Genomic DNA, 1,132 nt, shown 5'->3' on the forward strand with positions numbered 1-1,132 from the left:
TACGTGACACTTCACCACGCTGAGAGCCAGCTGCCTTCACTTTAACAAGCATCAACTCTCGTTCGATATGACTACCTTCAGTCAAATCAACCAACTTAACGACTTCGATCAACTTATTTAGCTGCTTTGTAATCTGCTCGATAACCTTGTCAGAACCCGTCGTTGTGACAGTCAAACGGGATAAGGATTCATCATCAGTTGGCGCCACGGTAAGCGTTTCAATGTTGTAGTTACGCTGAGAAAACAAGCCAACAACACGCGACAATGCACCTGGCTCGTTTTCAAGAAGGACAGAAATAATACGTCTCATTATGTTCTCTCCGTCTTGTTCAACCACATGTCATTCATCGAACCTTTTGCAATTTGCATTGGATACACATGCTCTAAAGGATCAACATAAACGTTGATAAATACCAACTTGTCTTTCATTGCGAACGCTTTCTCTAAGGTAGACTCTAATTCGTCTAGCTTATTGACCGTCATACCCACATGACCATAAGACTCAACCAACTTAGTAAAGTCAGGCAATGAGTCCATGTAAGAATGAGAGTGACGAGATTCGTAATTCATGTCCTGCCATTGCTTAACCATACCTAGAGCTTGGTTGTTCAATAGCAAAACTTTCAAAGGAAGGTCATATTGCTTACACGTTGATAGCTCTTGAATATTCATTTGAATAGAGCCTTCACCGGTAACACACACAACTTCTTCATCAGGATGAGTCAGTTTAATACCCATTGCCGCAGGCAAACCAAAGCCCATCGTCCCCAAACCGCCAGAATTGATCCAACGATTAGGCTTATTGAACTTATAGTATTGAGCCGCAAACATTTGGTGCTGACCTACATCAGAAGTTACGAAGGCATCGCCTTTCGTAACTTTGTGCAGCGTTTCGATTACATGCTGAGGTTTGATCGAATCTTGCGTAGATGCATCATAGCGACCGCCATGAAATGCTCTCCAGCCATCAATTTTTTCCCACCAAGCCGACAAGGCTTCTTGATCAGGCGTTCCCGCCAACTCATCTAATGCAGCATGAAGATCAGTTAGAACCGAATCTACCGGCCCTACGATTGGCACATCAACCTTGATAGTTTTTGAAATATTCGCCGGATCGATATCCACGTGAACA

The 1,132-nt window shown here is 43.3% G+C and carries 2 protein-coding genes; both read right to left on the reverse strand.

Annotation, left to right across the window (positions count from 1 at the left end; translation table 11 throughout):
- On the reverse strand, window positions 1-310 hold a 310-nt coding region (ilvN, locus tag A3738_RS04145; RefSeq protein WP_068763381.1), incomplete at its 3' end, for an acetolactate synthase small subunit.
- On the reverse strand, window positions 310-1,132 hold an 823-nt coding region (locus tag A3738_RS04150), incomplete at its 5' end, for a thiamine pyrophosphate-dependent enzyme (protein WP_231876528.1). The genes ilvN and A3738_RS04150, both read right to left, overlap by 1 nt.

The organism is Oleiphilus sp. HI0066 (assembly GCF_001635725.1).